This is a genomic window from Halomonas sp. FeN2 (assembly GCF_020595105.1).
Taxonomy (GTDB): Bacteria; Pseudomonadota; Gammaproteobacteria; order Pseudomonadales; family Halomonadaceae; genus Vreelandella; species Vreelandella neptunia.
Genome location: NZ_CP074200.1, coordinates 1,566,609 through 1,590,568, shown reverse-complemented (window position 1 = coordinate 1,590,568; position 23,960 = coordinate 1,566,609). Strand labels below are relative to the sequence as shown.

Here is a 23,960-nt window from a genome sequence, read left to right as displayed (position 1 = left end):
ACCTAAGTTGCATATGCAGATATTTATTTTAGCACCTAAAGTAAATCAAGCATCAGTCTAAAGCAATCGATGTTGATAAGCCCCCAACACAATAACAACAGACTTCATCAGGTGGCCCCATGCTGTTATCAGCGCGCAAACTCTGCCGCTCGTTTGGCGAAAACCAAGTGTTATTCGACGTTGATCTCGACTTGCAGGCGGGCGAAGTGCACGCCCTGCTGGGTGAGAACGGCGCTGGCAAATCGACCCTGGTAAAAATTCTGGCCGGTTATCTTCGCCCCACCGCCGGCGAGGTATGGGTAGACGGCAGGCAACGGCACTACCGCTCCAGCGGTGAGGCGGAGGCCGACGGCGTGGTAATGATCCACCAGGAACTGGCGCTAGCGGAACAGCTCAGCGTGGAGGAGAACATCTTCCTGGGCCGCGAACTGCGGCGTGGCATGTTTCTGGATCGGCGAGCCATGCGGCAACAAAGCCGGGAGGCGCTAGCGGAGCTTGAGACCGACGTTGACCCACGCGCCCGCGTGAAAGACCTGAGTACCTCTGATCAGCAGATGGTGGAAATTGCCAAGGCAATCACCCGGGATGTACGTGTGCTGATTATGGATGAGCCCACCGCGACCCTGACTGAAAATGAAGTGAAGGTGCTGTTCGCATTGATTGACCGTTTGCGAAAGCGGGGCGTGGCGATTCTGTATATCTCCCACAAGCTGCTTGAAATTGAGCAGATCGCCGACCGCGTGACGGTATTGCGCGACGGCCATTTGGTGGATAGCGGCTCCATGGCCGGGCGCAGCAAAGAGGAGTTGGCGCGGCTGATGGTGGGGCGTGAAATCACGGAAATGTACCCACCGCGCACTCAGCTTCCTGTCGATGCACCGGTGGTGCTGGAAGCGCGAGATATGGTGGTGCCCGGTGCCGTTAAACAGGCCAGCTTTACCCTGCGTCGAGGAGAAGTGTTGGGGTTTGGCGGCATCGTGGGCGCTGGCCGCACCGCGCTGCTTGAAGCCATGCTGGGGCTACGCGGTAAAAGCGCCGGTCAAGTGCTGCGCAACGGCCAGCCAGTGGTGCTGCGCCACCTGCGCGATGCGGTGCATCAGCGAATCGCCTATCTCACCGAGGATCGCAAGGGAAAAGGCCTGGTGCTCAATATGGACTTGCGCTCCAACGTTACGCTGCTCAATTTACGCGCTCACTGTCACCCGCTTATTGACCGCCGCCGTGAAGAGCAGGCCTTTCAACAGGCTATCCAGCGTTTTGATATCCGCCTGCGTACGGCGGCGCGCACCGCTGCCGAACTCTCCGGCGGTAACCAGCAGAAGCTGCTGCTCGCCAAAGTGATGTCCATTGACCCTGAAATCGTAATTATCAACGAGCCGACCCGGGGCATCGACGTGGGCACCAAGCACCAGGTTTATCACTTTATCCATGAATTAACCGAGGCGGGCTGCTCGGTGATATTGATCTCCTCAGAGATGGGTGAGCTGATCGGCCTTTCCCACCGGGTAGCGGTAATGTGCGCCGGGGTACTCACCGGGGTGCTTGAAGGCGAGCAAATTAACGAACACGAAATCATGCAGTACGCATCGGGTATCAAGGGAGCCGGGATCGATGAGCAGCGTTATGGCTAATAACAAAACAACTGACAAAGCAGCTAACAAAATGACCAAGCAGAAAGGCTTCGCCATAGACCTGAAAACCTGGGGGCCTTTTGTGGCGCTGGTGGCTCTGGCGCTACTGGGCGTGTTGATCAATCCGGCGTTTTTGGGGCTGGATAATCTCTCGAACATGCTCACCCGCAGTGCTTTTATCGGCATTATCGCCATCGGCGCCACCTTCGTGATTACCGCCGGTGGGTTGGATCTTTCGGTAGGGGCGATGGCGGCCTTTATTGCCGGGGTGATGATTATTTTGATGAACAGCCTCGTCGAGCAGTTTGGCGCGGGGCTGACCACCGTGCTGCTGGGCGTGGGCGCCTCGCTGCTGCTGGGGCTGTGCGCGGGTTTTATCAACGGCATGGTGACCACCAAAGGCAAGATCGAGGCTTTTATCGTCACTCTCGGCACCATGGGGATTTACCGCTCACTGGTGACGTACCTCGCTGATGGCGGCACCCTCACCCTGGACTGGGCAGTGCGCGATATCTATCGCCCAGTCTATTACGGCAGCTTCCTGGGCATCACCATTCCGGTCTGGGTGTTTCTGGCGGTCGCGATTATTGGCTATATCCTGCTCAACTATACCCGCTTCGGGCGCTACTGCTTTGCCATCGGCTCCAACGAAAAAGTCGCCGAATACAGCGCCATCCACGTCGACCGCATCAAAACCATGACCTACATGCTGCAGGGCGTGTGCGTGGCCTTGGCGACGATTATCTATGTACCCCGGCTGGGATCGGCATCGGGTGCTACCGGGGTGCTTTGGGAGCTGGAGGCAATTGCCGCGGTGATCATCGGCGGCACCATGCTCAAGGGTGGGCATGGACGCATCTGGGGCACGGTGGTGGGGGCCATCATGCTCACCATGATCGGCAATATTCTCAATTTGACCGACGCCATTTCCAACTATCTCAACGGTACGGTGCAGGGGATCATCATCATTGTGGCGGTCTACTTGCAGCGTGCATCGTGGAGGAAATCAGCGCCTTAAGGCACTGCAGCAAATGTAAAAACTGGGAGAACGTCCGCAACATCAACCCTTAGCAGCTCGCAACACAGCAAGTGAAAACAGCAAAACAATTACAAACATGAAAGGAGCACCACTATGCGAATCATCAAAACAGCCGTGGCGGCCTGCGTCACTGCCGCAGCAATAGGCCTTTCCGGCGCCGCCGTTGCCCAGGAATATACCATCGGCGTATCCATTCCTGCCGCCACCCATGGTTGGACGGGGGGCGTTAACTACCATGCCGAAGAAGCCAAAAAACGCCTTGAGGAGCTCTATCCCGATATTGAGATCACCATCTCCACAGCGGGCACGGCGGGTGAGCAGGCCAATGATCTCGAAGACTTGGTGTCGCTGCGCAACATCGACGCGCTGGTGGTGCTGCCGTTTGAATCCGGCCCGCTGACCGATCCGGTACGGCGCGTCAAGGATTCGGGCGTGTTTGTGACCGTGGTGGATCGCGGGCTCAATCAAGAGGGCATCGAAGACCTCTACGTGGCGGGCAATAACCACGAGTTAGGCCGCGTGTCCGGCGAGTACATCCGCGATCGCCTGGATGGCGAAGGCGACATTGTTGTGCTGCGCGGCATTCCCACCGTGATCGACGATGAGCGGGTGGAAGGTTTCCAGGAAGCGATCGAAGGTTCCGACGTCAATATTCTCGATATGCAGCACGCCAACTGGAATCGCGACGATGGCTTTGAAGTCATGCAGGACTACCTATCGCGCTTCGATAACATCGACGCCGTCTGGGCCCAGGATGATGATATCGCCCTTGGCGTCATTGAAGCCGTGCGTCAGGCGGATCGTGAAGACGAGCTATTTATCGTCGGTGGCGCGGGCATGAAGGACATCATCAAGCGAGTCATGGAAGGCGACGAACTGGTGCCGGTGGACGTGCTCTATCCGCCCGCCATGATTGCCACGGCCATGGATCTCACCGTGCAGCACTTTGTCTCCAATGGCCCGGTATTGGGCGAGTACATTCTGGGCTCGCCGCTGATCACCCAGGAGAACGCCGAGCAGTACTACTTCCCCGACTCGCCGTTCTGATTGCGTAGTGATTAATAGGCGCGGGTAAAAACACACCTCTCCTTCCCGCGCCTACCCAAGCACTTTATCCAAACGATATTGAGAGAGTCCTATGAAAACAATCAAAGGGCCAGCGCTCTTTCTCGCCCAGTTCGCCGGTGATGACGCCCCTTTTAATAGCCTCGACAGCATTGCTGCCTGGGCGGCGGGACTGGGTTATAAGGGCGTACAGATTCCCAGTTGGGATGCACGCATGATCGATCTCAAACGCGCCGCCGAGAGCCGCACCTACTGCGATGAGGTCAAAGGCACCCTGTCCGAGCACGGCCTGACGCTCACCGAACTCTCCACCCATCTTCAGGGCCAGTTGGTCGCCGTGCATCCCGTTTACGACGAGATGTTCGACGGCTTCGCGGTGCCCGAAGTGCGCGGTAATCCCAAGGCGCGCCAGGCCTGGGCGGTTGATCAGCTCAAGCTGGCCGCCAAGGCATCGCAAAACCTCGGCCTCACCGACCACGGCACATTCTCCGGGTCGCTGGCATGGCCGTTCATCTACCCCTGGCCCCAGCGCCCGGCGGGGTTGGTCGAGACGGCGTTCGACGAGCTGGCGAATCGCTGGCGACCGATTCTGGACGCCTTTGACGAAGCGGGCGTGAACCTCTGCTACGAGATTCATCCCGGCGAAGACCTGCACGACGGCATCACCTTTGAAATGTTCCTAGAACGGGTCGGTAACCACCCGCGCTGCCACATTCTTTATGACCCCAGCCACCTAATTCTGCAGCAGCTCGATTATCGCGGCTTTCTGGACGTCTATCGCGACCACATTCAGATGTTTCACGTTAAGGACGCCGAGTTTAACCCCAGCCCAAAGCAGGGCGTTTACTCCGGCTATCAGTCCTGGACGGAGCGCGCGGGCCGCTTCCGCTCCCTGGGTGACGGCCAGATCGACTTCAAGTCGATCTTCTCCTGGATGGCGGCCAACGACTACCACGGTTGGGCGGTGCTGGAGTGGGAGTGCTGCCTGAAACACCCGGAAGTCGGCGCACGGGAAGGCGCGACCTTTATCCGCGATCACATTATTGAGGTAACCGAGCGGGCGTTTGATGACTTCGCTGACAGCGGCTCAGACCAAGCCGCCAATCGGCGCATCTTAGGTCTTTAGCGATTTGGGCCTCCACTAGACGACAGGACAAAGCGATATGAGCAATCAACACGACACGCCGCGTCGGCTCCGCCTGGGCATGGTCGGCGGCGGCCAGGGGGCGTTTATTGGCGGGGTACACCGCATCGCCGCAAGGCTGGATGACCACTACGAGCTGGTCGCCGGGGCTTTTGCCTCTGACCCCGAGCGCAGTCGGGCCGCCGCCGCGGAGCTCCACGTTGACGCCGACCGCGCCTACCCCGACTACCAAACCATGGCCGAAGCTGAGCGCAACCGCTCGGATGGTATCGACGTGGTCGCCATTGTGACCCCCAACCATGTGCACTTCGACGTGGCGCGCACCTTTATTGAGGCGGGCTTTCACGTCATCTGCGATAAGCCGATGACGATTACTTTGGAGGAGGCGCAAACCCTCTCCGAGCTGGTGGAACGGACGGGGCTGTTCTTCGGCTTGACCCATAACTACTCCGGCTACTCGCTGGTTCGCCAGGCGCGAGAGATGGTGGCTAACGGTGAGCTGGGTGATCTTCGCGTCGTCCAGGTGGAGTACCCGCAAGATTGGCTCTCCACCCGCCTGGAAGAGAGCGGCGTCAAGCAAGCCGAGTGGCGCACCGACCCCAAACGCAGCGGCCCGGCGGGCTGTTTGGGCGATATCGGCACTCACGCCTACCACCTGGCGCGCTATGTGACCGGCCTGGAGCTCGAATCCCTCGCCGCCGATATGCACACCTTTGTGGAAGGACGCGCGCTGGATGACAACGTGCATATGCTGCTGCGCTTCAAGGGCGGCGCGCGGGGCATGCTGTGGTCGAGCCAGGTGGCGCCGGGCAACGAAAACGGCCTGCAGCTACGCGTTTATGGAAGTAAAGGTGGCCTGGCCTGGCGCCAGGAAACGCCCAATCAGCTAGTACATTCGCCACTTGGAGAGCCACCGCGGATCTTGACCCGCAACGGCCCTGGTCTGGGCGAAGCCGCCATGGCGGCCGTGCGAATCCCACCCGGGCACCCGGAAGGTTATCTCGAAGCCTTTGCCCAGCTCTATCGCGATTTCGCCGTGCAAATTCACGCCCATCAACGGGGTGAACGCGCCGAGGCACTGGCGATGCAAACACCGGGGGTAGCCGACGGTGTCGAAGGCCTAACCTTTATTACCCGCGCGCTGGCCTCGTCCGCCGCCGGTGGGCAGTGGGTGGATATGTGAAGACGGCCGCCTGAGATAACAACAACATCAAGAGAGAGCCGCTATGAACCAGCACTTAGCGCGTTATGGGTGCCTTGAGCAGCGTGTGGTCTTTATTACCGGCGGCGGGAGCGGCATTGGCGCTTCGCTTACCCGTGCCTTTCATCATCAGGGCGCCCAGGTGGTGTTTGTCGATATTGACGACGAAGCAAGCGAATCGTTGGTCGCCGAGCTGAGCGCCGAAGCCGGGGAACCACCGCTTTACCACCACTGCGATATTCGCGATGTGGAGAGCCTGCAAAAGGTCATCGCCGATACCGGCCAAAACGTCGGGCTGATTCATACCCTGGTGAACAATGCCGCCAGTGATGATCGTCATCGCTGGCAGGATGTCGATGTTGCCTACTGGGATGAGCGCATGTCGCTCAACCTGCGGCCAATGTTTTTTGCCGCCCAGGCGGCGGCTGAACAGATGATCCAGGCAGGCGGCGGCTCGATTATTAACTTCGGCTCGGTCAGCGTGCAGATGGCGCTGGGCGGCTTGCCCGCTTACGTCACCGCCAAGGCGGCAGTGCATGGCTTAACCCGTAGCCTGGCGCGCGATATGGGTGAGCACAATATTCGCGTCAATACCCTGGTACCGGGGGCGGTCATGACCCAGCGGCAGCTTGAAAAGTGGATTGGCCCCGACGATGAAGCCGCCATTCAAACCCGCCAGTGCCTCAAATTAAGGCTTGAGCCTGAGCATATCGCCCCTGCAGTACTGTTTCTAGCCAGCGACGAAAGCCTAGCCATCAGCGGCCAGGAGTTGGCGGTTGATGCTGGCTGGGGGTAGGCACGAAAGGTAATGATCGTTGGTAGGGCATCAGCTCTAAAAACCTTCCTTTATTGCCATGATGGCCTGATTCATTGGGGGGCATGTGCCTATTTTAAACAGCAGAGGGCTAGTTTTTGTTAATAAAATCAAAAGGTTGTTGTGTGTTTGAGATATATAAGCAATTGTTTAACAATGCTTTTTGTTAACGATTGGCACAGGCTGGCATGGGCACTGCAATGCAGTCGGTAAGAGTGGAACAGGTAGGACGACCTGACGCTCTTACCCATTAAACTCAGTGCGATGCTCGCACCGATGTTAAGTAGCAACGTTTGATAGGAGCAGTATCATGATGAAGACGGAATCTCTCAAGAAACTTGGCATCCTAGGTGTATCATTTGGCCTGTTGGCCAGCCCGCTTGCGTTTGCTCAAGTCGACAGCAGCGACGAGTACGAACCGACCCCACAGGAAGAAACGACGCAGGATGATCCAGGCACCTACAACAGTTACGACACTGAGCAAGATAAAGGTTCGGATGTAGGTACTGAGTACGAAGAGGAAGAGCAAGAATTCACTTACGAAGAAGAGGAAGAGGAGCAAGAAGTACCCGCCACCGATGAAGAGGAGGATGATTCCGGCTGGTAATTTGCAATCTTTAAGGAATAACTTTTCTCGGGCTCAAGGATGAGTCGATGGATGCCCCGCCCACTGCGGGGCATCTTTGTGTGTGGCCGTTAACAGCATCAACCAAAGCGCACGATATAATTTCGCGCTAAGGTGTTAAGCACCGGCGAGCTTAATAATTTGACGACGCTACCCACAAGGATGTCTCGATGCCCCCGAACTGGTCGCCCCTAAAATGGACAGAAAAGCCCCAACTGCCCAAGGGCGAGGGCCGCATAGCAGCGATTGATCTAGCCCGTGGTATCGCAATAGGCTTGATGATTGTCAGCCACTCGGTCAGCGGATTAGTGGGTATTCGCAACGTGCCTGATTGGGGCATGGTGCCGATCCATTTTCTGACCAAATTTTCTTCTTCGCTGTTTATTCTGGTCTTTGGCATTGCGCTGGCGGTGGCGTTTCTTTCCTACACTCAAAGCGATGACTGGCCTAAGCGTCGGTTAAAGTTATGGCTACGCGCCGTAGAAGTATGGTTTTGGTATAAGGCGCTGCTGGTCATCGAAATGCTGCCCTTTTACCCGCCCAACGAAATCGTCGATGCGCTCCTCTATGGCCGTTTTGCGATTTGGGTCGAAATCTTAGGCTTCTACGCCATCGCGCTGCTTTGGGTGCCGCTAATGTTGCCACTATGGGCGCGGGCGCCGCTCTGGGGTCGACTTGCCACCATTGGCGCGTTAATCGCGCTGACTATTTGGCTGCAAAGCCTTACGTTTGGCGGCAACGATATTCTGAAGGCGCTGCTGGTCGATCATGAAGACCACTACACCTGGGGGCAAATTAGCCGTGCGCCGATGATTCTCGTCGGGCTGCTTATCGGCGAAGCGCTGCTCCGCTGCTACTTCGACTCCGCCAAACGGCGCCGCTTAGTGCTCACTCTGTTAAGCCTGGGTGCGCTGATGGTGGCGGGGTTTTATGCATTGGCATTTGCCAGCGGCGATGTACCTGCGGCGATGCTAGCGGTGGCCAATAATGTCGGCAAACACCCGCCAGGGCTTGGGTTTATGCTGTTTAGCGTGGGCGGTGCGCTGATGCTGTTAGCCCTTGCGTTAGCCGGTGGCGCCAAAGCCGCGAAGGCACTTTTGCCGCTGACGATGGTCGGTTCAGATGCCCTTAAAGCGTTTATTTTCCATATTGTGATGGTTTTCTTAGTGCTGCGCTTTTTGTGGGAAGGCGAGGGGATGTACACCTATCCACAGGCACTGGGCGTAGGTGGCCTGTTGATACTTGGCGCCGCGGCGTGGATTTGGGTGACCCGCTGGATGGCGAACCATCGTTAAAAGCAATCAATAACTGCTGGAGTGACCAATTGCGACACTGGATACAACGTGGACTAATGGCAGTAGCGCTGCTGGTTGCGCTCCCGATTTACGCAGATGGGTATAATACAAATTGGTACTATGAGGTCGATAAAAAGAGCGCTTGGCAGGGTGATTTAACCGCTCGCTTGAAGGCCATTGAAGGTGTCTTTGAGGGTCAACTGGGCGTTTATGTACAAAACCTCGCCAGTGGCGAAGCGTTTTCATGGCGTGCCCATGACCCTTGGTATTTAGCCTCGCTGATTAAAATACCGGTGGCGGCACAGGTACTCGCAGAGCGTCAGGCGGGCACGCTAACACTGGATGATCGGTTAACGCTGGCGCGCAGTGACTTTGTCGATGGCGCGGGGCCTACTAATTGGCACGACCCCGGCACGCCTATCTCCATTCGTTACTTGATGGAGCAGATGATTACCGTCAGCGATAACACCGCCACCGATATGCTGATTGACCGCGTGGGGCTGGCGGCAGTTAACGCACGCGCCCGTGCGATGATCGCCGCAAGCGGCGGTAACCCCGATGAGATGGGCCCTATCTCTAAACTGGTCGGCGTGCGCCAAGGCGTTTACGGTGAACTCCACCCTGACGCACGAGAACTTGGCGGAATGGATTTTATCGCCCTGCGACAGCACTCGGTGAGCCAGCGCGGGCAGGCGTTAGCGCGCGTGTTAGGCGTTAGCACTGATACTTTCGCCCAGCCTGATTACGACCATGCGTTTGATGCTTACGAAGCCACCGGTGAAAACGTGGGCACCCTAAGCGCCTTTGGCGACCTGCTTGCCAGCCTGCACCCTGCTCGACAAGCAGGTGCCATGGAAGATGTAAATGACGAGCAGCGGCAAACACTGTTGGCGCTGATGCTGCGAACCCGTTCCGGTAAACAGCGTCTTCAGGCGGGTATGGGGAGCGTCATAAGCTTCGCCCACAAAACCGGTACTCAGCAGCGGCGTAGCTGCGATGCCGGTATAGCCGAGCGCACTAACGCGGTTATGGCAACACAAGGGCCCTGGGTGATTGTCACCTGTACTCGCGGGCCAGAGGCGGTAAGCGCTCACGAACGCGCCTTGGCCCGTGTGGGCGAAGCATTGCGTTATAGCGGAGCCCTGGGTAAGGCGTGGTAAACTACCGCCCCGAATGACCCCTTAGAACATCATTAGTTAGGAGTAACCTATGACACGCGCCAGCGCCCGCCACATTTTGGTCAGCAGTGAAGAGCAGTGCCTAGCACTCAAAGAAGAAATTCAAAATGGCCGCGACTTTGCCGAAGTCGCTAAAGAGCACTCCAGTTGCCCCTCTAGTCGTCAAGGTGGCGATCTCGGTAGTTTTGGCCCCGGCCAGATGGTGCCCGAGTTCGATAAGGTTGTCTTCAACGACGAAGTAGGTCAGGTACACGGCCCGGTGAAAACCCAGTTTGGTTACCATCTGTTGGAAATTACCGAACGCACTTAACTTTTCCTAACCAAACGCTCTTAATTGCGCCTAAAAGGCCGTCAAGCGTTGCGGTCATTCGACCGCAACGTGAGGAGTACGCCTTGAACGACCCGATTATTACGATTAACGGCCTGAACAAAACCTACGAGGGTGGCTTTCAGGCGTTGACCCATATCGATTTAACTATCCAGCGCGGCGAGATATTTGCTCTGCTTGGCCCCAATGGGGCGGGTAAAACCACGCTGATTAGTGTGGTTTGCGGATTGGTTAATCCCACCGCGGGTCATGTGTTGGTAGACGGTTTCGATAATATTACCCACTACCGTCAAGCCCGTGAGCGTATTGGGCTAGTACCCCAAGAGTTGACCAACGAAGCGTTTGAAACCGTCTGGAACACCGTCAGTTTCAGCCGTGGTCTGTTTGGCAAAGCGCCCAATCCTGCGCATATCGAAAAAGTGCTCAAGTCGCTGGCGCTTTGGGATAAGCGCAACAACCGCTTGATGACACTCTCGGGTGGCATGAAGCGCCGTGTGCTAATCGCCAAAGCGCTCTCCCACGAGCCGCGCATACTGTTTCTGGATGAGCCCACCGCAGGGGTCGACGTTGAACTGCGCCGGGATATGTGGGAAGTCGTGCGCCAGCTACGCGATAACGGCGTGACGATTATTTTAACCACCCACTACATCGAAGAAGCCGAAGAGATGGCCGACCGCATCGGCGTTATCAATCGCGGTGAGCTGGTGCTGGTGGAAGGAAAAGCGGCGTTAATGAGCAAACTGGGCAGCAAACAGCTAACCCTGAACCTGCACAGCCCGCTGACAGAGATACCTGCAAACCTGCAGCGCTTTGAGCTAAGCCTGGCCGCTGAAGGGCATGAGCTGATCTATACCTACGACGGTAGCCAGGAAGAGGACGGTCACGCGATTTCGGAGCTATTGACCGCACTTGAGCGAGAGGGCGTCACCTTTAAAGATCTGAATACTCGGCAAAGCTCGCTTGAAGATATTTTTGTTGATTTGGTTAAGGAGCGAGCATGAACCTGCATCCCGTTCGCGCTATCTATATGGCGGAAATGGCGCGCACGCGCCGCACGCTACTGCAAAGTATTGTCTCGCCGGTCATCTCCACGTCGCTTTACTTCGTCGTCTTTGGTGCCGCGATTGGCTCGCGAATCAGTGAGGTCAACGGGGTTAGCTACGGCGCCTTTATTGTGCCGGGGCTGATTATGCTAATGCTGCTCACCCAGAGCGTCTCAAACGCCTCTTTCGGCATTTTCTTCCCCAAGTTTTCCGGCAGTATTTACGAGCTGCTGTCGGCGCCTATCTCGCATTTAGAGATTGTGATCGGCTACGTGGGAGCGGCGGCTTCGAAATCGATTCTGCTGGGGCTGATTATTTTGGCTACCTCGGGCTTGTTTGTACCGCTGGAAATAGCCCACCCGTTCTGGATGCTGACCTTCCTGGTGCTAACCGCCGTCACCTTTAGCCTGCTGGGTTTTATCATCGGCATCTGGGCCGATGGCTTTGACCGGCTACAGCTGGTGCCGCTGCTAGTGATTACCCCGCTGACCTTTTTAGGGGGCAGCTTCTACTCCATCGATATGCTGCCGCCGTTCTGGCAAACCATCACGTTGGCTAACCCCGTGGTGTACCTGGTGAGCGGCTTTCGCTGGAGTTTTTACGGTATCAGCGATGTAAGCCTTGCCGCGAGTGTGGGCATGATTGCCCTCTTTCTCGCGGCTTGCCTGGTCGCCATTGGCTGGATTTTCCGTACCGGTTACCGCCTTAAACCCTGATTTTTTTAAACCCTGGAAGCTAGTAGACCTTTATGCCACTACTGCAAAGTATTGTGCACCGCCTCGATCCGACGCTTGACGGTGAGCGCCTAACCCTAACCGCCGCGCCCCAATCAGAGCAGGCAGCGCCCAGTGACGATTCGGTGATGGCGAGCCTGGTGGGTGCGCTTAACGACACCTACAACACCAAGCCCAAAGGCTGGGGGCGCTTTGCCGAAGAGGGCGAACAGGCAGGGCCCCTGGCCATGTGGCTGCGCGACTATTTGGCGGGTGATAAAAGCTTTGCTGAGCTTTCTGTTGCGCTGGCCGAAAGGCTCGCCAAGCAGCTTCAGGAGCAGCTGTCAGTAAGTGGTTACTTAGTGTTCAGCCACCAGCGCCAGGGCGATACTGAAACGCTGCTGATGGCATTGGTGCACCAGCGCGAAGGGATTGGCATTAATGAGGGTCACCACGCGGTGCCTGCTGCCCAGCTCAACACCGGCCAGCTTACCCTGGCGGCGCGTATCAACCTTACCCAATGGCAGAGCGAGGCACCCAGTGCCCAGTATGTCTCGTTCCTTAAAGATCGCGGCGGTAAAAAACTCGCCGAGGGCTTGGTGGCATTGCTGGGTATGGAAGAGGGCGTCGATGCCCCGGCAGAAACCCGCACGCTGCTGAAAGCGTTTAGCGACTACGTTGAGAAAGAGGATTACGACGACGAGGTGAGTCGTGAAAAAACCGACACGCTGGTGGATTACGCCAATGAACAGCTGCGCCGCGGCGAGCCAATGACGCTGGAAGAGCTTTCGGGATTGGTGGACGAACAGCAGCCGAAAGCGTTTTACGACCATATTCGCAACGCCGATTACGGGCTCTCGCCGGAGATACCCCCTGATAAACGCACCTTGAGTCAGTTCCGCCGCTTTACCGGCCGAGCGGGTGGCGTCTCTATTAGTTTTGATTCGCACCTGCTGGGTTCTAGCATCGAATACGACGCCACTCAGGATCGCTTGATTATCAAGCAAGTGCCCAAGCAGTTAAGAGAGCAGCTTACCAAGAAGGATTGAGGTAAGGACGACGCTGTAGCTACCTAGGAGCCCCCTATGCTGAACGCCATTAGTGATTTCTTCCAGCGCACCCTGGCGCAACCCGAGCAGCGCGAAAATCAAACGCTCACGTTGGAGCTGGCCACTGCCGCGCTGCTGTGTGAAATCGTTCGCGCCGACTACGAAAACACCGACGAAGAGCTTGCCGCGCTGCGTAGTATGCTAACTGAGCGCTATCGTCTAAGCGCAAGCGATGTGGACGAGTTAATGGCGCTGGCGCAAGCCGAAGTAGATGATGCCGTCGATCACTACCAGTTTGTTAGCTTGATCAAAGAGCACTATAACTACGATCAGCGCTGTGAGCTGGTCGCGCAGATGTGGCAACTGGCCTGGGCCGACGGCAACGTTGACCCTTTAGAAGAACACCGTATTCGTCGTTTGGCAGACTTACTGCATGTTAGCCATAGCGATTTTATCCGTACCAAACTGCAGGTAGAGGAGCGCAATAAACCCGATGCATAACCGTAACGAAGACTCGAATTTAATGGATCTAATCAGCTCGATTGAGCATATGGAGCAGGATGCTTCGCGGGTCAGCGTTGACGATGTTGTTCACGCCGTTGGACGGCGCTCGTTTGGGCCGCTGCTGTTGGTCGCTGGGATCATTACGCTCACCCCCATTATCGGTGATATACCCGGCATGCCGACGTTAATGGCTGCGCTGGTACTGTTGGTTTCCGTACAGCTGCTAGCGGGGAGTGAAGCATTTTGGTTGCCCGGCTGGCTGCTGAAGCGTTCGATTTCCCAGCAAAAGTTCGATAAAGGCATTCAGCTGATGAAAAAGCCTGCCCGCTGGATAGATGGGCTATTGCGGGTACGGTTACCTTGGCTGACGGGCTATATCGGTATTCGGGTAACAGCCGTGGTGTGTTTATTGATTGCCTTGGCCATGCCGCCGATGGAGTTTATTCCCTTTTCGGCCAACGGGGCGGGGCTTGCGCTTACCCTGTTAGGGTTAGGCTTGGTTGCCCGTGATGGTATCGTGCTACTGCTGGGGTTCGTGCTGTTCGGCGCCACCTGCGCCTTCATTACGATGAGCCTGATATAACAAAACCTGAGATAACAAAAGGAGTATCGGCATGTCTGATCCGGTTTCAACGCCGCCGCCTAAACCCCCAGAGAGCCAGCACCACTGGGAGCGGCGCATTGAAACGGCGCTGTGGAATTCGCGCTTTTTGGTGATGTTGGCGGTCGTACCCAGCTTATTGGGTTCGTTGATGCTGTTTATCGTCGGTACCGTGGATATTTTCAAGGTAGTCGCTGATGTGATGGGATACTACCTACTGGGTGGCACCCAGGACATTCACGACAGCCTGGTGCCGGATATCATCATTGCCGTGGATATCTATCTGATTGCGATCGTATTGCTGATTTTCGGCTTAGGTGTTTACCGGCTGTTTGTCTCCCGCATTGATCAGGCTGAAGAGAGTAATTTGCGCCATCCCTTTAATGTCGCCTCATTAGACCAACTGAAAGATAAAATCGCCCGGGTGGTGATTCTGGCGGTGATTATTGAGTTTTTCCGCGCCGTGGTAGATATCCGTTTTGCCACGCCCCTGGAAGCTATCTATTTAGCCCTTTCAGTATTGGCGCTGGCGGCCGCGCTCTATTTAATGAGCCTAGGCCACAAAGGCGAGTAAGCGTGCCTGTGCTACTCGTCATTTTCAGCTAACAAACCGTCTACCAGTCTGTTTAACCGCTGTTGGAACTGCCCACCCGGCGAGGGTGGGTTAGGGTCTGAGGTGATCACTACGGTCATCTCCCGTTCTGGAATAACATAAAGCGCCTGACCGCCGTAGCCACGCCCGTAGTACACATCTTCGCCTGCCAACTGAGTAATAAACCAACCAAAGCCGTATCCGTCGCCAGTCCAGCGCGATGTACCGCGCGGCTGCCACGACTCTTCTACCCAACCTTCAGGCAGAACGCGCTGCTCGTCTCCTGCCCCATTAACCACAATGCCATCATTCCGATACAGCTCGCCCACCTCAATCAATGCCCGTGGTGAGAGCTGCATATCATTGCCGCCAAAATAGATCCCTTGCGGGTCGCGTAGCCAGGGGCGAATGGTGATATTAAGCGGATCTCCCAATAGGCGCTGGGCAAGGGAATGGGTCGTTTCGCCGCTGGCGTGGGTGAGCGCAGCGGAAAGTAGATGGCTGGTGCCGGTGGAGTAGAGCATCTGCCCACCCGGCTCATCGACGAATGGGCGCGTCATCGCATCGTTCACCCAGTTGGCGCTGGCCACCCAGGCGCCATAGTTGCTGCCAGAAGTGCGCTCAAGCCCCGCCTGCTGGGCGAGCAGGTGGGCCACGGTAATGTCCCCAACTTGTGGATCAATACCGCTAGGTAGATGTTCGCCAAACAGCTCCACCATGGGTTGATCAGTTGATTCAATGATGCCTGCTTCAATCGCCGCCCCAGTAATGGCAGCCAGCACCGTTTTCGACAGCGATTTAATGTTCGCAGGTGAGGCCACTCCCGGCCCACCCTGGTGAAGTTCGTGGATAATCTCACCGTCGTAGGCCACCACCACGCTGTGTACGCGTTCAAGCTGGCCGGTTTGCTGGTCTAGTATCTGAAGTGCGTTTGTAGAAGGCTCATTAGCGGCTGCATAGGTGGCGGGTAATAGCGAAGTAACAGCAAACGAAACAAGCAAAGCAGTAGCGCGCATCGCAACACCTTAGGCAAGTAAGTGGCAAAGGTTCGAGGTGTAGAAGTGGCTGAGGTTCCACAACCGATACTCGCTAGAAGTAAGATCAGGTAGTACTTTCTGAGTCTGGGGCCATGTTTCTGAGGTTTTAAGGTTCATATTTGGACTTTTATGGTCATTTTCAGTATATAGTGGGTTATAAATGAGCCATTATTTAGAGGTTTTCTATGGCCCTGACTCACTCTCTACTTGCTCCTGGCGAACTGTCCCAGCAGGTCGGTGCCAATGCACGAGAAGCGCGACTGGCGCAGAACCTTTCCCGTAAAACCTTGGCGCAGATGGCAGGTGTTTCCGAGTCCACCATTAAACGATTCGAATCCAGTGGGCAAATAACTCTCGATGGTCTAGTGCTCATTGCCACAGCGCTGGGCGCCACACGCCAAATTGCCGAGCTATTCGAGCAGGAACACCCCGTCTCACTTGAAGAGATCAAGCAGACGGGGCGTACCCGGGGGCGAAAATGAAGCGTATCAACAGCGTAGAGGTGCTGTTAGCGGGTAATCCTGTGGGGGAGCTGGTCGCTAGCCGACAGGGCATCTACTTTGCCTACCACCCTCATTGGGTGGCGGAAGGCTTCAATTTGTCGCCTCTGAACATGGGTTTTACTACCCAACCACAGAAGGCGCCAGATCCACTTCTTTTTGCTGATCTACCGGGAGCATTTGCTGACTCGCTGCCTGATGGCTGGGGAATGCTGCTATCACGATGACCACGCTAAGAACTTTGCTTTTTTGTATGACCAAGGCCGATGGACACTAGCTCCTGCTTACGACCTGACTTATTCCCCTGTCCGGGGCTATGCAGATGAGCATACAACATCTTTCAGTGGGGCAGGCCTGGCTACACGTAAAAAGCTCAAACAGGTTTGCGCCCCTTTCAGGTACTTAACCCCGGATCTCTATATTGAGCAAACCCTTGATGCTCTATCCGAATGGTCATTCCTTTGCCGAGAATTAGAAATCGATGCAAAGCAGCAGAAAATGATTCAGCGAGCATTCGACGAGAAACGCCAGCGTCTCGGATAACGCTATCAATGCGGCCACGCTAATACAGCCACTTTCTAAGAGGGAAATGTAGCGATATTACGCAAAAACTGAAAAAGCCTGCTAGGCTAGGAGTGTCAATTCATGGGCAAGCAAGCCCTTGATTTCCCTAAAACGCAATAAGCAAGGAGCGCCCTATGCGTAATATTATTTACATTATTGGTCTTATCGTGGTTGTGCTGTTCATTCTTTCGATGCTCGGTCTGCGCTAATATCTAGGTACTCGTTACAAAAAACATGCCAATAAAAACCGCCCGAAGCGTTTGCTTACGGGCGGTTTTTATTATGAGCATCTTTTATGAGCTGTTGTGTTCAGCAATGTTAGGCAACAGCTTACGTTAAGCGCAATCAGCAGCCCCCTGGCCAAACATATCAAACATTATTTCACGACCAAGACGGGTCAAAACAAAGCGACCATACTCATTGAAAGTGGCCGCTTCACTGGCTTCCATGACCTTCTGACAGGTTGCCCAGGTGGGCGCTGCGGCACAAAGTGTGAGCAATTCACGGTGCGCTAAACCGCGTTGGGGCAAGGTAATGGTTTCAAGCACATGGCCATTGTCATAGAGCAGCTCAGCGGCAATCGATAAACACTGACGAAGGCTTCGTTGAACGTTCGCAGTAGTCGACAGCCCATGTGACGAGGGGGCAGCGTGTTCTTTCGTAAGCTCGGGAGTCATTGCATGTTCTCCAGCGGTCAGCACCAAATCGGGCTTGTTGCAGCGCATTATAAACCAAGGTCGATGTTAGACCAAGGTCTATAATTTAGAGGGAGTCCCCCACTATTGAACTCATCAACGGTGGGTCAATGTGCTACGCTCGCTACCATATATTTTAGCGAGTTAATAAGTCATGCATATCAGTGTATTCGGAACCGGTTATGTCGGCCTTGTCGCAGGCGCCTGCTTAGCCGATGTTGGTCATCAAGTCACCTGTATGGATGTTAATGCTGAGCGAATTGATCAGCTTAAGGGCGGAGAGGTGCCGATCTTTGAGCCAGGGCTAAGCACTATCGTTGCCCACAACGTGGCGGCTGGCCGTTTACGCTTTACTACTGACGCTGCCCAGGCGGTAGCCGATGGCGAACTGCTGTTTATCGCCGTGGGAACGCCGCCCGACGAAGATGGCAGTGCCGACCTACGCTATGTACTAGAGGTGGCGCGCACGATTGGCCAGCATATGGATAGCTATAAGCTGGTGATTGATAAGTCTACCGTGCCGGTGGGCACTGCAGAAAAAGTCCACGCTGCTATCAGCGATGTGCTCGAACAACGCGGTGTATCGCTCGCGTTCGATGTGTGTTCGAACCCTGAGTTTATGAAGGAGGGGGCAGCGATAGATGACTTTACCCGTGGCGCGCGGATTATCGTCGGTACAGAAAGCGAGCGGGTGAAAGCGCATATGCAAGAGTGCTACGCCCCTTACAACCGCAACCACGAAAAACTGATGTTTATGAGCGTGCGGGCTGCCGAGCTAACCAAATACGCCGCCAATGCCATGCTCGCCACCAAAATCAGCTTTATGAACGAGATCGCCAATCTTGCCGAACGGCTTGAGGTGGATGTCGAAGACGTGCGCCGAGGGATTGGCAGCGACCCACGTATTGGCTACCACTTTATCTACCCTGGCTGCGGTTACGGTGGCTCTTGCTTCCCCAAAGATGTCCAGGCATTAGAGCGGGCAGCGCGTCAACTAGGCTATACGCCGGAACTGCTCAGCGCCGTCGAATCGGTTAATTTGCGTCAAAAGCAAACCCTGTTCACAAAACTGCAAGACAACCTAGGCAGTCTAAGTAGCAAGACTATTGCTGTTTGGGGCTTGGCCTTTAAACCCAACACAGACGATATGCGCGAAGCCCCTAGCCGCACGTTAATGGAAGCACTCTGGCAAGCGGGCGCTAAGGTGCAGGCGTTCGACCCTGAAGCCATGACAGAGTGCCGCCGCATTTATGGCGAGCGGGATGACCTAATGCTGGCAGGAGATCGGATTCAGGCTGTTAAAGGTGCCGATGCTTTGGTTATCTGCACCGAGTGGAAAGAGTTTCGCAGTGTCGATTTTGATTGGCTAGCCGACCAGCTGGCTGAAAAAGTCGTCATTGATGGGCGTAACTTGTACACGCCAAGTGCTGTTGAAGAAGCGGGGCTGCGTTACATAGGGGTGGGGCGGAAAAGCCACGATTAGGTAGCGAGCTAAAAAAAGGTTTAAGTTTAATGTTAAATGGTCGATAGTTATTAACTACTAGGATGATAAATTACTTCACGAGCAGTGTAATCAGTAGCGTGATGACGTTATAAAAGAGGACGGTAAAGTATGGCTTCCATTTCATCACTTGGTATTGGCTCAGGCTTGGATCTCAACGGTTTATTGGATCAGTTGAAAGAGGCCGAGGAACAGAAGCTTGTGCCGATTCTTGAGCGGCAGGAAACACAGCAGACCAAAATTTCCGCTTATGGTCAGTTGAAGAGCGCGCTCTCTCAGTTTCAAACTGCCGCTGATGCGCTTAATGACAGCACTCTTTACGAAAGCCTTTCCACTAATGTGGGTGGTTCAGCCATCACTGCCGCTGCTGATGCGGAAGCACAGCCAGGTAGCTATAATGTTACCGTCGACACTCTAGCCACTCGCGGCACGCTTGCTTCAGAAGGGGTAGCCGCCGCAGATGAGGGCATCACCGCTGCTGACCAAAAATTAACCCTGAACTTCGCTGATGGTTCCACCCAAGAGATCGATATAGCGTCAGGCAGCACTCTGGAAGGTATTCGCGATACGATTAACGCCACTGAAGACGCTGGCGTGAACGCGACTATTATTAATGATGGTACCAATTTCCGCCTCGCACTTAGCTCTAGTGAAACCGGGGCAGATGCCTCTATTGCCGATTTCAGTTTTGACGGTGCTGCCCCGTTCACTTCAGATACCGCTAATACGCTGCAAAGCGGTACTGATTCAGCGCTTACCGTTAACGGTATTGATATCACCAGCTCCACTAATCAAGTTGAAGGCGCTATCCAGGGCGTGACGCTAAACCTTCAAGAAGAGGGTGATAGCACGGTCTCCGTTGAGCAAGACACCCGCGCTGTTCGCGAGGCTGTTACCAATTTTGTAGAGGCCTATAACGGTCTCAAAGATAAAATTGGCGATTTAACCAGCTTCAATTTTGAAACCGGCGAGGCAGGCGAGCTGTTGGGAGACGGTACCGTCCGTACCGTCGAGTCTCGCTTGCGTGATGTGCTGGGTGGGGCTGTGGAGGGTGAGCTCTCCATTCTTAGCGATATCGGTATTTCGCACAAGTACGATAGCGGGCTGGGGTATAGCAAACTTGAGGTCGATCAAGACAAGCTTGATGATGCCATTGCTAATAACCAAGGTGCGCTTGCAACCTTCTTCGCAGGCGATTCGGATGAGGCGGGTATGGCAGGGCAAATTAATACAGCTGTCGAACAATTGCTTGGCTCTAATGGCCGCGTGGAAGGAGCGATTAGCGGGGCGGAAAATCTCAACAAGTCGCTTGTAGAGCAATACACCCGTATGGAGCAATCAATTGAGCAGACGATGTCTCGTTACCGCAGCCAGTTTGGTCAACTGGATGGCATGATTGCGCAAATGAACCAGACCAGCAGCTATCTTACCCAACAGTTCGATGCATTAGACGCCCAACTAGGCCGTGGCTAATCCGCTCTGTTGCTTTCCCTCCTCGTCCCCAATGAACGCCTGCGCTAAGCAGGCGTTTTTATTAGCAAAAGAAGAATAATTAACTTAGCGAAAGAAAAAGCGCTAAAGTTGCCCGCTAATCAGCCGATAAAATTACATACCACAATTGCCAGCGTGCCCATGCGCTGAATGTTTCAGGTTTAGCCTTTTTTACTGAGGAACAGTCAATATGGCGACGATAACCTCCCTTGGCGTTGGCTCGGGTCTTGACCTGACTGGCCTATTGGATCAACTGCAGAAAGCAGAGCGCGGCAAGCTTGCGCCCATTACGCAGCAGAAAACACAACAGCAAGCCAAGGTTTCGGCCTATGGCCAGCTGCAAACATCGCTGAACGCTTTTAAAGACGCCGTAGGAAAAATCAACGACCCTGAACTCTATCAGAGCCTGTCTGCCAATGTGCAGGGAGAGGGCGTAAAAGCAACAGCCACCGCCGATGCATTGCCCGGCAGTTACCGCGTTCAAGTTAGCCAGTTGGCCACCGCAGGCACGCTCGCGTCTACCCGCGTTACCGCTCAAGATGCAGCGCTCGACTTACAAGGTGCAACTGCGTTTAAGCTTAGCTTCGGCAATGGCGATAGTGTCGATATTGCCCTAACAGCCGATAGCAGTCTAAGCGATATTCGTGATGCAATTAATGCTGACAAAGAGTCGGGAGTCAGTGCCTCTATCATCAATGACGGTACGGGCTATCGATTGGCGCTGAGTTCCAAGGAAAGCGGCGCTGAGGCCTCAATCAATAGTTTCAGTTTTGTAGATGCCGGTGGTGTGGCTGTGGCTGGCCCCTTTAGTGAAGATGCGGCTACCCAGCAGATGGGCAAAGATGCCATGTTGAAGGTCAATGGCATTGATATCACCAGTGCCAGTAACCAAATTGAAGATGCGATTCAAGGCGTCACACTCAACATTGCAAGTTTAGCGTTGGAAGACGGCGGGACGGCTACCAGTACGGTAAGTGTTGAACGAAACACCCTGGGGGTGCGCGAGGCGGTAGGTGCATTCGTCAAAGCCTATAACGGCTTAGAAGGCACAATCAATAACCTGACAAAATACGATAGTAAAACCCAGACCGCCGGCAAGCTGCTAGGAGACAGCACGGTGCGCACCATAGAGTCTCGGTTGCGCAGTGTGATGATAGGAAGTGTTGCAGGCAGTGAGCTTTCTACCCTTAACCAGCTAGGTATTACCTTGCAGCGTGACGGTACGCTAAAACTTGATGAAGACAAGTTAAGTGATCTGGCGGCCAACAGTCCTGACTCGCTCAGCGATTTTTTTGCAGGCAAAGATGAAGCGAGTGGCATGGCTGGGCAGCTAACCACGACGTTAACTAACCTGTTGAGCGATAACGGGACTATCAAAGGGGCCATTACGGGAGCGGAGAATCGCGTAAAAAGTTTAGATGAGCGCTACGCACGTATGGAAAAGACCATTGAGAGCACCATCGACCGCTATCGCAAACAGTTTGGTCAGTTGGATGGCATGATCGCGCAAATGAACCAAACCAGCTCTTACCTCACCCAGCAGTTTGATGCACTTGACGCTCAGTTAGGCCGCAAAAAGTAGAGCCATCTCAGCAGGCATTGTTTTAAAATGACAAAACAGCGCTTAGCGCTGTTTTGTCATTGTGGTGGGAAGCGGCTTTAGTTCACGGAGATTTCTGCTTCCAGCCGGACTGTTGCAATCGTGGGACGTAGCTTTAGCTCGCGACGCTTTTTGCTTCCAGCTGGACTGGTGCAATTGTGGGAGGTAGCTTTAGCTCGCGACCAAAGCGCGAAATCCAGTGAAGCGATCTCATACTCTCACGGCCACCCCGCCCAAGCATGAAACTCTTCACTATTCAGTTACCAACGTTTACATCTTTTTTTACCACTTCCCCTAAAGAAACCTCACGCGCTGCCGTTAATTAATATAACGGCACAAACAGTGGCCGAAAGCAGGCCTCAGGGCCAGTGTCCAAAGCAAGGAGTATCATCCCATGTCAGTGATCAATACCAACATCACAGCAATGATCGGCCAAAACAACCTTGGCAAATCACAGAACGCACTGTCTACCGCCATGGAGCGTTTGTCCTCTGGCCTGCGCATCAACAGCGCTAAAGATGACGCCGCTGGCCAAGCCATCGCCAACCGTATGACTTCACAGATCACTGGTCTGTCACAGGCTCAGCGTAACGCCAACGACGGTATCTCCGTTGCGCAAACCGCTGAAGGCGCCCTGAACCAGGTAAACGACAACCTGCAGCGTATTCGTGAACTGGCCGTTCAGTCTCAGAATGACACCAACTCTGCTGACGACCGTGCTTCCATCCAGGACGAAATTACTCAGCGTCTGACCGAAATCGATCGTATCTCTGAGCAGACTGACTTCAACGGCGTTAAAGTTCTGGCCCAAGATCGCAGCCTGTCTATCCAGGTAGGTGCCAACGACGGTGAGTCCATCGACGTTGCGCTGGAAAAAATCACTGCTGACACACTGAGTTTGGCTAGTTTCAACGTAAACGGTCCAGGTGCGAATCTTGGCGCTGCCGTAGCTGCCGACTATACCGCAGCATATGGTGAGGGTACTGGCGTAACCAGCAATACTGTCAATGATTTCTCAGGTGCTTTAGCCACTAACTTGGGTGTTTCCGCGGCAGCAGTAGATAGCGCTGCTACAGCGCAAGTTGATGATAGTGGCAACTGGTACGTTAACGTTACTGTTACTGCTCAAAGTAATGCAGAAGCGAACTCTCTTAGCTTGCAAGGTATCGAAGCCACTTCTGGTACCGCAGTTACCTTCCAAGTAGCGCTTGATCCTTCTGAAGCAGCTGTAACTACGGGAAACACCACTGCTGCATATACTGTTCCTGGTGCTGAATTGGGTGCAAAAGACCTGCTTAGCAGCGCGACTGCTAACCCGATGGAGCAGCTTGATAAGGCTCTCAAGCAAGTCGATGAGCTACGCTCTGGCTTGGGTGCGATCCAAAACCGCTTTGAGTCAGCGATTACTAACCTGCAGACTAACGAAACTAACCTTTCCGCTGCTCGGTCGCGTATCGAAGATGCTGACTACGCAAGTGAAGTAGCCAACATGACCCGTGCACAGATCCTGCAGCAGGCTGGCACCTCTGTACTGGCCCAGGCTAACCAAACTCCGCAGAACGTACTTTCTCTGCTGGGCTAAGCCTTCAAGCTACTTATCCGTATCGTTCGGATTATCTACAGGCCTCCTCGATGGAGGCCTGTTTTTTTATTTAGGACATTGCTCTATTCAGTTGGCTGGGTTATTGGACGCTTTTCCCCCCTTAGTTCAGTTGGCCCCTTTGCTATGATAAAAAGTTAGTGTCGCTGC

General features: G+C 54.7%; 25 protein-coding genes. 23 read left to right on the top strand and 2 right to left on the bottom strand.

Annotation, left to right across the window (positions count from 1 at the left end; genetic code table 11):
- Positions 1–119: 119 nt before the first annotated feature.
- From KF947_RS07405 to KF947_RS07330, 16 genes are all read left to right on the top strand, one after another.
- Positions 120–1,631, top strand: coding sequence for a sugar ABC transporter ATP-binding protein (locus KF947_RS07405; protein WP_133733246.1), 1,512 nt, complete (start codon positions 120–122; stop codon positions 1,629–1,631).
- A complete protein-coding gene (locus KF947_RS07400; protein WP_227405837.1) occupies positions 1,624–2,649 on the top strand; it encodes an ABC transporter permease in 1,026 nt (341 codons plus the stop codon). Before KF947_RS07405 ends, KF947_RS07400 begins: the two co-directional genes overlap by 8 nt.
- Positions 2,650–2,763: 114 nt before the next feature.
- Positions 2,764–3,717 carry an ABC transporter substrate-binding protein gene (locus tag KF947_RS07395; protein WP_133733245.1) on the top strand — a complete coding sequence of 318 codons (954 nt, stop codon included), beginning with the start codon at positions 2,764–2,766 and terminating at the stop codon, positions 3,715–3,717.
- 91 nt (positions 3,718–3,808) lie between these two features.
- A complete protein-coding gene (locus KF947_RS07390) occupies positions 3,809–4,861 on the top strand; it encodes a sugar phosphate isomerase/epimerase family protein (protein ID WP_227405836.1) in 1,053 nt (350 codons plus the stop codon).
- A 37-nt stretch (positions 4,862–4,898) separates the two neighbouring features.
- On the top strand, positions 4,899–6,062 hold the full coding sequence (locus KF947_RS07385; protein WP_133733243.1) for a Gfo/Idh/MocA family protein: 1,164 nt from the start codon (positions 4,899–4,901) through the stop codon (positions 6,060–6,062).
- A gap of 43 nt (positions 6,063–6,105) precedes the next feature.
- Positions 6,106–6,876 carry an SDR family NAD(P)-dependent oxidoreductase gene (locus tag KF947_RS07380; protein WP_227405835.1) on the top strand — a complete coding sequence of 257 codons (771 nt, stop codon included), beginning with the start codon at positions 6,106–6,108 and terminating at the stop codon, positions 6,874–6,876.
- A 331-nt stretch (positions 6,877–7,207) separates the two neighbouring features.
- Positions 7,208–7,501 carry a hypothetical protein gene (locus tag KF947_RS07375; RefSeq protein ID WP_166650429.1) on the top strand — a complete coding sequence of 98 codons (294 nt, stop codon included), beginning with the start codon at positions 7,208–7,210 and terminating at the stop codon, positions 7,499–7,501.
- A 188-nt stretch (positions 7,502–7,689) separates the two neighbouring features.
- Positions 7,690–8,814, top strand: a complete 1,125-nt coding sequence (locus KF947_RS07370; RefSeq protein WP_227405834.1) for a heparan-alpha-glucosaminide N-acetyltransferase domain-containing protein — start codon at positions 7,690–7,692, stop codon at positions 8,812–8,814.
- 56 nt (positions 8,815–8,870) lie between these two features.
- Entirely contained in the window at positions 8,871–9,974 is a 1,104-nt protein-coding gene (locus KF947_RS07365) for a serine hydrolase (RefSeq protein WP_133733250.1), read from the top strand.
- A 49-nt stretch (positions 9,975–10,023) separates the two neighbouring features.
- Positions 10,024–10,302 carry a peptidylprolyl isomerase gene (locus tag KF947_RS07360; RefSeq protein WP_007112840.1) on the top strand — a complete coding sequence of 93 codons (279 nt, stop codon included), beginning with the start codon at positions 10,024–10,026 and terminating at the stop codon, positions 10,300–10,302.
- A gap of 83 nt (positions 10,303–10,385) precedes the next feature.
- Positions 10,386–11,321 (top strand): ABC transporter ATP-binding protein, encoded by a 936-nt coding sequence (locus tag KF947_RS07355; RefSeq protein WP_133733239.1) that lies wholly within the window; start codon positions 10,386–10,388, stop codon positions 11,319–11,321.
- Positions 11,318–12,079, top strand: coding sequence for an ABC transporter permease (locus tag KF947_RS07350; protein WP_133733238.1), 762 nt, complete (start codon positions 11,318–11,320; stop codon positions 12,077–12,079). The genes KF947_RS07355 and KF947_RS07350 overlap by 4 nt, the downstream gene beginning before the upstream one ends.
- 32 nt (positions 12,080–12,111) lie before the next feature.
- Positions 12,112–13,125: a nucleoid-associated protein gene (locus tag KF947_RS07345; protein ID WP_133733237.1), complete on the top strand. Its 1,014-nt coding sequence runs from the start codon at positions 12,112–12,114 to the stop codon at positions 13,123–13,125.
- Between the two features lie 36 nt (positions 13,126–13,161).
- On the top strand, positions 13,162–13,626 hold the full coding sequence (locus KF947_RS07340) for a TerB family tellurite resistance protein (RefSeq protein WP_133733236.1): 465 nt from the start codon (positions 13,162–13,164) through the stop codon (positions 13,624–13,626).
- On the top strand, positions 13,619–14,212 hold the full coding sequence (locus tag KF947_RS07335; RefSeq protein ID WP_133733235.1) for an exopolysaccharide biosynthesis protein: 594 nt from the start codon (positions 13,619–13,621) through the stop codon (positions 14,210–14,212). Before KF947_RS07340 ends, KF947_RS07335 begins: the two co-directional genes overlap by 8 nt.
- 31 nt (positions 14,213–14,243) lie before the next feature.
- Positions 14,244–14,804: a YqhA family protein gene (locus KF947_RS07330; RefSeq protein WP_133733234.1), complete on the top strand. Its 561-nt coding sequence runs from the start codon at positions 14,244–14,246 to the stop codon at positions 14,802–14,804.
- 11 nt (positions 14,805–14,815) lie between these two features.
- On the opposite strand, the gene KF947_RS07325 is transcribed toward KF947_RS07330, so the two are convergent.
- Entirely contained in the window at positions 14,816–15,838 is a 1,023-nt protein-coding gene (locus KF947_RS07325; protein ID WP_133733233.1) for a serine hydrolase domain-containing protein, read from the bottom strand.
- A gap of 206 nt (positions 15,839–16,044) precedes the next feature.
- On the opposite strand from KF947_RS07325, the gene KF947_RS07320 reads away from it, so the two are divergent.
- The 3 genes from KF947_RS07320 to KF947_RS07310 are packed head-to-tail and all read left to right on the top strand — an operon-like array spanning position 16,045 to position 16,902.
- Positions 16,045–16,341 carry a helix-turn-helix domain-containing protein gene (locus tag KF947_RS07320; RefSeq protein WP_133733232.1) on the top strand — a complete coding sequence of 99 codons (297 nt, stop codon included), beginning with the start codon at positions 16,045–16,047 and terminating at the stop codon, positions 16,339–16,341.
- Positions 16,338–16,586, top strand: a complete 249-nt coding sequence (locus KF947_RS07315; protein ID WP_227405833.1) for a HipA N-terminal domain-containing protein — start codon at positions 16,338–16,340, stop codon at positions 16,584–16,586. The genes KF947_RS07320 and KF947_RS07315 overlap by 4 nt, the downstream gene beginning before the upstream one ends.
- Positions 16,558–16,902 carry a HipA domain-containing protein gene (locus tag KF947_RS07310; RefSeq protein WP_244286602.1) on the top strand — a complete coding sequence of 115 codons (345 nt, stop codon included), beginning with the start codon at positions 16,558–16,560 and terminating at the stop codon, positions 16,900–16,902. The genes KF947_RS07315 and KF947_RS07310 overlap by 29 nt, the downstream gene beginning before the upstream one ends.
- A gap of 356 nt (positions 16,903–17,258) precedes the next feature.
- On the opposite strand, the gene KF947_RS07305 is transcribed toward KF947_RS07310, so the two are convergent.
- Positions 17,259–17,600, bottom strand: coding sequence for a hypothetical protein (locus KF947_RS07305; RefSeq protein ID WP_133733231.1), 342 nt, complete (start codon positions 17,598–17,600; stop codon positions 17,259–17,261).
- A 172-nt stretch (positions 17,601–17,772) separates the two neighbouring features.
- On the opposite strand from KF947_RS07305, the gene KF947_RS07300 reads away from it, so the two are divergent.
- From KF947_RS07300 to KF947_RS07285, 4 genes are all read left to right on the top strand, one after another.
- Positions 17,773–19,101 (top strand): UDP-glucose dehydrogenase family protein, encoded by a 1,329-nt coding sequence (locus tag KF947_RS07300; protein ID WP_227405831.1) that lies wholly within the window; start codon positions 17,773–17,775, stop codon positions 19,099–19,101.
- A gap of 129 nt (positions 19,102–19,230) precedes the next feature.
- Positions 19,231–20,592 carry a flagellar filament capping protein FliD gene (fliD, locus tag KF947_RS07295; RefSeq protein WP_223288680.1) on the top strand — a complete coding sequence of 454 codons (1,362 nt, stop codon included), beginning with the start codon at positions 19,231–19,233 and terminating at the stop codon, positions 20,590–20,592.
- 208 nt (positions 20,593–20,800) lie between these two features.
- Positions 20,801–22,192, top strand: a complete 1,392-nt coding sequence (gene fliD, locus KF947_RS07290) for a flagellar filament capping protein FliD (RefSeq protein WP_227405830.1) — start codon at positions 20,801–20,803, stop codon at positions 22,190–22,192.
- Positions 22,193–22,604: 412 nt separating this feature from the next.
- Positions 22,605–23,792 (top strand): FliC/FljB family flagellin, encoded by a 1,188-nt coding sequence (locus KF947_RS07285; RefSeq protein ID WP_133733227.1) that lies wholly within the window; start codon positions 22,605–22,607, stop codon positions 23,790–23,792.
- The last annotated feature ends 168 nt before the right edge of the window (positions 23,793–23,960 follow it).